We start from the raw sequence: 7,526 nt of genomic DNA on the forward strand, positions 1-7,526 counted from the left end.
AATACGAAGATCGATAGCTGGCATAATGCTCACTGGCAGTCCAAAATGAATCGTGTCAATAAAGAGTCATTCATGTGACGGAACTGTGCTTTTCTGTCCAATGGGTGTAAAGGGGAACTATCCGCCGATCCAACAGGGGGGCGGTTAACATAAATGGCAAACGCTACAAAGGTAGCTCCAGATCCGGGTTGGTGTCATGGCAATAGCCAGCGCATTTGCGGTGAGGGGCTTTAGGCGAGATTGATGCCCTGGAGGAACTATGCTCGAAAAGCTGTTCAAACTGCATGAACATGGCACATCCGTAAGAACGGAAGTGATCGCAGGTCTGACGACCTTCCTCACCATGTCCTACATCATATTTGTTAATCCTGAGATTTTGTCCACCACGGGTATGGATCGCAACGCTGTTTTCGTTGCTACCTGCCTTGCCGCCGCGCTGGGCTCATTCGTGATGGCATTTGTGGCCAATTGGCCGATTGGTATGGCGCCAGGAATGGGGCTTAACGCATTTTTCGCGTTTACTGTTGTTGGCGCCCTTGGCTTCACATGGCAGCAGGCGCTGGGTGCGGTTTTTGTTTCCGGTGTTATATTTCTCATCCTGACGGTAACAGGCATACGTCGCTGGCTGGTTGATGGCGTTCCGGCCTCATTGCGCAGTGCAATTGCCGCGGGTATTGGTATGTTCCTCGCTCTGATCGGACTTAAGAGTGCCGGAATTGTCGTAGGTAATCCAGCGACCCTGATCAGTTTGGGTGATCTCACTCAATCGGGAACCCTGCTTGCGATCCTTGGCTTTTTCGTGATTGCGGCACTTGATGCACTTCGGATCCGCGGTGCAATCCTTATCGGTATTCTTCTTGTTACTATTATCTCAATTGCATTGGGAATAAGCCAGTTCAGCGGGATATTCTCTGCACCGCCGAGCCTTGCACCAACCTTCATGCAGCTTGATCTGGCCGGTGTCTTTACGATGGGTATCATGCACGTCATCCTAGCCTTTGTGCTGGTTGAGGTTTTCGATGCCACCGGCACATTGATCGGCGTGGCCAAGCGCGGAAATCTTCTCGAACCGGGCAAGAAAAACCGACTTGGACGTGCTTTATTTGCAGACAGCACCGCAATTCTTGGCGGTTCGGTACTCGGTACTTCTTCAACAACTGCCTATGTTGAGAGCGCAGCAGGGGTTCAGGCCGGCGGTCGCACTGGATTAACCGCTCTTATTATTGGCTTGATGTTCATCGCAGCTCTGTTCATTGCGCCTCTTGCAGGTGCAGTTCCTGCGTTTGCGACAGCGCCTGCGCTTGTCTATGTCGCATGTTTAATGATGCGCGAACTTGCAGAAATTGAATGGGAAGAAATTACCGAAGCTGCGCCTGCCGCTTTGACGGCTTTGGCAATACCGTTCACCTATTCGATTGCGAATGGTCTGGCTTTTGGCTTCATCAGCTATGTGCTGCTCAAAGCTGTTACCGGTCGGGGCCGTGAAGTGCATATCGCAACTTGGATTGTTGCACTGCTTTTTGTGATCAAGTTCACTTTCTTCCCTGAAGGCTAAGCTTTCAAACGCTGATTATAGCTAGTTCTATAATCAAACAAAAAACCCCGCATATCTAGTCGATATGCGGGGTTTTCTTTTCAAAATGGATGATTAAATCTTATCAATAAGATTACGCTGTGCGAGATTTTGAATCAGTGCACGGACACCGAAAGTCCATTCAGGGCACTTATCAGTACGATCCACCCAGTTAATCAACCGACCGAGTTTAGGTGTCGCGATTTCCACGCGGTCACCAATTTCGTGCGTAAAGCCCTGACCGGCACCACGGCGATCCTTCACGGGAGCGAACATGGTTCCCAGGAACAAGACTGCACCATCTGGATATTGGTGATTGCGGTTCATCAGCTGGCCGGCCAGATTTTCTGGATCACGGCTAATTGCCTCCATCGGGCTTTCGCCCGTCATTACGAAACCGTCCTTGCCTTCAACCTTCAGCGCAATATTAAGCTTGCGCAGAACGTCCATTGTGAAATCTCCGTCGAATAGACGGATGAACGGGCCTACTGCGCAGGATGCGTTATTATCCTTGGCTTTACCCAAAAGCAGCGCCGAACGGCCTTCAACGTCACGCAGGTTGACGTCGTTACCCAATGTAGCACCAACGATGCGGCCATCAGATGCAATTGCTAGCACCACTTCTGGCTCAGGATTGTTCCATTCAGAAATTGGAAGAATACCAACCTTTGCACCGCAACCAACCGCTGACATAGGTTGGGATTTGGTGAAAATTTCAGCATCCGGACCAATGCCAACTTCAAGATATTGCGACCATAGGTCCATTTCTTGAAGCAATTTTTTGACCTGGGCTGCCTTTTCAGATCCGGCTTCAACGCCACGCAGGCTATCGCCAATGACCGGAGCGAGACGTTCGCGAACTTCAAGCGCGCGGCTCGGATCGCCCTTGGCCTGTTCTTCGATCACGCGTTCCAGCATACTATCCGCGAAGGTCACGCCAGCAGCTTTGACCGCCTGCAGGTCGATTGGCGCGAGTAGTGAGCCTTTTTCGCCGGATAAAAACTCGTCTAGGCTTCCCAAATCTTCAAACTGGCTGACGTTCTTTAATTCATCCACCAGTCCCTGACGCTCGAGCAATCCGGAGACTGTCGCGCAGAGATTTGAAAGGTCAAAGACCTGACCATTGGATATAAGAACGGGGCAGGGACCGTTATTAGCTTTGGACCAGACGCGCCCAATCAGCAGCGCTGAAGAGCTGTCTTCAGGCAGGATGAGGGTCGAGTTCAAAACAGGGTTCTCTTGCACTGATAATCTCCTGAGGTTCAGATTTATGTTGATAGTTTAGCGGTTTAGCAGGGCGAATGCTTAAAGCCTGCCGCCCAGCTCGTCCTCAATATGAGCTCTAATAATCTCGTCAAATGAGGTTTCAGCGGTGAAGCCCAACTCCCGAGCTCGTTTGGCTTCAAAGCCGGGTGCCCAGCCGCCTACAATGCGCATGATGGCTTCATCAGGCTCACGACGAATAAGCTTTACTGCTTTTTCACCGGCAACCCGACGAAGAGCTTCAATCTGTTCGCCTACAGTGGCACTTAGTCCCGGCATGGTAAGGTTGCGATTTGCACCCACTTTTTCGCTATCGATTGTGGCGGCATGGATCAAAAATCCGACAGCCGAACGCGGTGACGTATGCCAATGGCGTACATTTTCTGATACCGGCAATATCGCCTCTTGGCCGATCAGCGGCTCGCGCAAAATATTTGAGAAGAAGCCTGAAGCCGCTTTATTCGGCTTGCCGGGCCGAATGCAAATCGTAGGAAGGCGAATGCCAATACCCTCAAAAAACCCTCTGCGTGTGTAGTCTGAAAGTAATAGCTCGCCAATCGCCTTTTGCGCACCATAGCTGGTAAGTGGAGTTGTATGAAACTCATCAGGAATGGACTGTGGAAAGGGAGCTCCGAACACAGCGAGCGAAGAGGTGAAAATCACCCGTGGCGTATATCCATCTTGATTATGTGCGTGCCGAATAGCGTCGAACAAATAGCGAGTACCATCAAGATTAATGCGGTAGCCCTTGTCGAAATCTTGTTCGGCTTCGCCGGACACAATAGCCGCCAGATGGAAAATAATGTCAGGGCGGGCGGCGACAATTTGTTGTGATGCTTCAGGAGCGGAAATATCCATAGCTACTGAAACAACCTCGCCGGTAAAACCCTCTGGTGCTTCGGCTTCAATCACATCGGCAAGGTATAATTTTTCGATCGGTTGATCGTTAATTTTACCATCCTTAGCAAGCCGTTGCGCGAGCTTGCGCCCGATCATCCCCGCAGCACCAATAATTGCAACATGCATCTCAGACAGCCTCCTCACGCCGTCACGAGCCTTCGCTCCGACGGCTCTGAAATTTATTCGACAGAAGCCTTGTGTTTAGCACAAGCCACTTCATTGCTTACGCATTTTTCACGCGAGCAGCGCTACCAAGAGCCTGATCCGCATTACTCATAGTTGTGTGATAACTTGATAATTGCTCGTTGAAAACTATTGTTTATGTTATGCGCTGATTTGAATTGTAACCATCGCTTTTTGGGTGAAATTATCCTCTATCTTCTATCAAATTTCCGGAAAGTGATGCTCAGTGGAGCGCGGTCAACGAGCGACCGACGTTCTGATCATCAGTAAATAGTAAAGGGCATAAATTGCGAATCATAGTGATGGGTGTCTCCGGCTCGGGGAAAACCACTATTGGAGAACGTCTCGCACGTGCGCTCGGTTTAGATTTTCTTGAGGGTGATGTGCTGCATCCTCCGTCTAATGTCGAAAAAATGGCGGCAGGAATACCGCTGCAAGATGAGGACCGCTGGCCGTGGCTGGATAAAATCGGTGAACATCTTTCAAAGGCAGATTCGGGCCTTGTAGTTTCCTGTTCTGCACTGAAGAAAACATATCGTGACCGTCTGCGTGCGGCGGCTGGCGAGCGGCTTCTTTTTGTTTTTCTGGATGGTAGTTTCGAAGTCCTTCACGAGCATATGGGGCGCAGAACCGGGCATTTCATGCCAGTATCCATGCTGAAATCTCAGATGGAAACGCTTGAAAGTCCTGTCGGCGAACCGCATGTCTTCCGTGCTGATGTTTCCGATAGTGTCGATGTGATTGTGGAACAAAGCCTGCAATGGATTAACACAGTTGGGTCCGACGCTTAAACTTAATGAAGCGGCCAGAAAAACATCAGGGCCGGGACCGTTACCAACGCTATGAGAATTGAAAGCGGCAAGCCTAGCCGAGGATAATCACTAAACCTATAGCCACCAGGCCCCATCACAAGCGTGTTGCACTGGTGGCCTATGGGGGTTAGGAAATCGCAGCCCGCTCCAATGGCAACCGCCATCAGAAAAGCTTCTGGTTTAAATCCAAGCCCACTTGCAAAGCTTGTGGCAATGGGAGCCATAACCAGCACAGTCGCGGCATTGTTAAGAAATGGCGTCACCATCATTGCCGCTAGTAGGATAAGAGCCAATGCAGCCGCAGGCGGCAATTGATAGCCAATACTAACCAGCCCTTGCGCAATAAGATCTGTTCCGCCGGTGGTTCGCAAAGCGTCAGACACAGGGATTAGGGCCGCAAGCATCACTAAAATCGGACCGTCAATCTCGTCATAGACTTCATTGAGAGGAATGACTTTAAAGATTAGCATTGCGACTGCGGCCGCAAAAAATGCGATTGCAACCGGCAACAGGCTGAATGCGGTTGCGATAACCGCTGTCATCAAAATAGCAAAGGGGATCAGCCCCCGACGAACGCTGCCGAGCATAAGTTTGCGTCGGGCAAGCGGGAGCAATTCAAACTCAGGAAGGTAAGAGGTCAGTTTCTCCTGCCGACCTTGGAGCACAACCACGTCACCAAACCGCAGCGTTACCTCGCTTAAACGGTCCGTAATTCGCTCACCAGGACGGCTAACCGCCAATAGATTAACGTCATACCGAGCATGGAGCTCAAGCTTTTGCGCAGATAGGCCGACGAGACGCGAATTCTTGCCAATAACAGCTTCAACGACCTCTATATTACCGGTTCCGGTTGCGTCCGATAGGTTACGAACCTCACCCAAAGTGAGATTGCCCGCGCTAATCACAAGGTCTAGGGCTTTAGGATCGCCCTGCAACAAGATTATATCATCTTGAAGGATAATCGTGTCCGGTAGCGGTTTCATCCGTTGCTTTTTGCGGATGATTGCCGTCACCATCGCCTCACCTTCAGCGGGTTTGATAAGATCAGTAACGCGCTTTCCCACAAGCGGCGAGGTTTTGGGTACACGGGCTTCTGAAGCATAGTTTTTGATCTTGATTGCTTCATCAAGCGAAAGATTGCCCCGGCTACGTTCGGGCACCAGCCAATAAAAGCCGACCAGATAGATCAATCCAACAATAGCCAAAATTGCGCCGACTGGAGTAAAATCGAACATCGTAAAAGGTGTTCCTACCAGCTCCTCACGAAGGCGAGACACCACAACGTTGGGCGAAGTCCCGACCTGCGTCATCAGACCGCCCAATAGCGCGCCGAAGGCCATCGGCATTAAAAATACTGAAGGCGAGACATTCGAACGTCGCGCAAATTGAATAGCAATCGGAATCATAATCGCCAAAGCGCCCACATTTTTTACAAATGCCGATAGGACACTCACAATCGCTACCAAAACTAAGAGCTGGAGCCGGACATTGTTTAAGTCCGGGAGAAAACGCTGAACGGCATTTTGCATGAGGCCTGATCGTGCAACTCCCGCGCTAACAATCAATGCACTACCGACGATGATAACAATGTCATCACTAAATCCGGTGAAGGCTCGATCGAAAGGCACGACACCCACCGCGATGGCCAAAAGCAGTGCGCAGAGCGCAATGATATCATAACGGATTTTGCCCCAGATGAACGCTGCCATCATGAGAATAATGACACTGAAAGACAAAATTTGTTGGTAGGTCATGAAAAGCAAGTTCCTCGGGAACTAGGAGAAAACGCCACCAGAAGTATAGCGCAATTCGCTAAACAACAACCTATTATCAATGAAACCACCAAACCTAGTAAAGCCCTGTACCCGAAATAGCACATATCATAATTCAATTTACAACCTGCTCTAGGTTGGCGTCGAATTGTGATGATGTAAAGCTGGTCAGAACAATAGGTTCAGTCCATCAACTTGATATGTTGAAGGTCCGGTGAGGAAGGGAAATCAAGGATTTTCGAACTGAAAGGATTTTATGAAGATAGGTTTCCGCTCCCATAAATTAAAATGCGTCTATACGGACTTGGGACGTTGAAAATCGTCAGCTGGTGGCTGCCTTCTGCAAGCATAAAACATCCTCCGAACCAATCCCAACCCGCAATTACCCGCAATACTCTGCTGGTGGCTTACAAGCAACCTTTAATTGAGTGGATGTTAAAGCGAGTAAGTAAATGAGAATAGTTGAACCGAAATAGAACAGTTCGAAGACGATACTGCATAAAACTAAGCTTTTATCAAAATTCTTATTCCCGTAGGGTTGACCCATTTCTCACGAATAATTGATATAGAAAGCCACAAAACACTATTTGCATAGTCCCTTCGCCGGAAAATAGGGCCCGGCACAAAACTACGCAGGAGGCATATGACGGCCAGCGAGTGGAAGAAAAAACGGGTTACCCTGCTGGATGTAGCACGCCACGCTAAAGTTTCGCGCGCAACAGCATCCTTAGTCGTCCGAAAAAGCCCGCTTGTCAGCGCTTTGACGCGTGAGCGGGTAGAAAACTCACTACGAGAACTTGGCTATATTTATAATATAGGCGCAGCAAGCCTAGGTTCAGGACCCATTGATTTGACGTGATGTCTATGATTCAGAGGGCAGTGCAGGAGCCTGAATCATGAGCAATTTATTTTGGCTGACGGACGAGCAAATGGCTCGTCTTCGTCCTTATTTCCCCAAGAGCCATGGTCGCCAGCGCGTTGATGATCGGCGCGTTCTGAGCGGGATCATCTTCGTTAACCGCA

General features: G+C 49.7%; 5 protein-coding genes and 2 pseudogenes. 4 read left to right on the plus strand and 3 right to left on the minus strand.

Annotation, left to right across the window (positions count from 1 at the left end; all coding sequences use genetic code 11):
* Positions 1–259: 259 nt before the first annotated feature.
* Positions 260–1,555 carry an NCS2 family permease gene (locus C7374_RS12595; RefSeq protein WP_111575976.1) on the plus strand — a complete coding sequence of 432 codons (1,296 nt, stop codon included), beginning with the start codon at positions 260–262 and terminating at the stop codon, positions 1,553–1,555.
* A gap of 93 nt (positions 1,556–1,648) precedes the next feature.
* Here C7374_RS12595 and C7374_RS12600 read toward each other — a convergent pair whose 3' ends face one another.
* Complete coding sequence (locus C7374_RS12600) at positions 1,649–2,818, minus strand: fumarylacetoacetate hydrolase family protein (RefSeq protein ID WP_111575977.1); 1,170 nt, start codon at positions 2,816–2,818, stop codon at positions 1,649–1,651.
* Positions 2,819–2,878: 60 nt separating this feature from the next.
* Positions 2,879–3,862 carry a D-erythronate dehydrogenase gene (gene denD, locus C7374_RS12605; RefSeq protein WP_111575978.1) on the minus strand — a complete coding sequence of 328 codons (984 nt, stop codon included), beginning with the start codon at positions 3,860–3,862 and terminating at the stop codon, positions 2,879–2,881.
* 359 nt (positions 3,863–4,221) lie between these two features.
* On the opposite strand from denD, the gene C7374_RS12610 reads away from it, so the two are divergent.
* Positions 4,222–4,710, plus strand: coding sequence for a gluconokinase (locus tag C7374_RS12610; RefSeq protein ID WP_111575979.1), 489 nt, complete (start codon positions 4,222–4,224; stop codon positions 4,708–4,710).
* A 2-nt stretch (positions 4,711–4,712) separates the two neighbouring features.
* On the opposite strand, the gene C7374_RS12615 is transcribed toward C7374_RS12610, so the two are convergent.
* Positions 4,713–6,485, minus strand: a complete 1,773-nt coding sequence (locus C7374_RS12615; RefSeq protein ID WP_111575980.1) for an SLC13 family permease — start codon at positions 6,483–6,485, stop codon at positions 4,713–4,715.
* Between the two features lie 661 nt (positions 6,486–7,146).
* On the opposite strand from C7374_RS12615, the pseudogene C7374_RS12620 reads away from it, so the two are divergent.
* Positions 7,147–7,335, plus strand: a pseudogene (locus C7374_RS12620) (LacI family DNA-binding transcriptional regulator); the annotation flags it as partial.
* A gap of 64 nt (positions 7,336–7,399) precedes the next feature.
* Positions 7,400–7,526, plus strand: a pseudogene (locus C7374_RS12625) (IS5/IS1182 family transposase); the annotation flags it as partial.

The sequence above is a fragment of the Falsochrobactrum ovis genome (assembly GCF_003259955.1).
Classification (GTDB): Bacteria; Pseudomonadota; Alphaproteobacteria; order Rhizobiales; family Rhizobiaceae; genus Brucella; species Brucella ovis_A.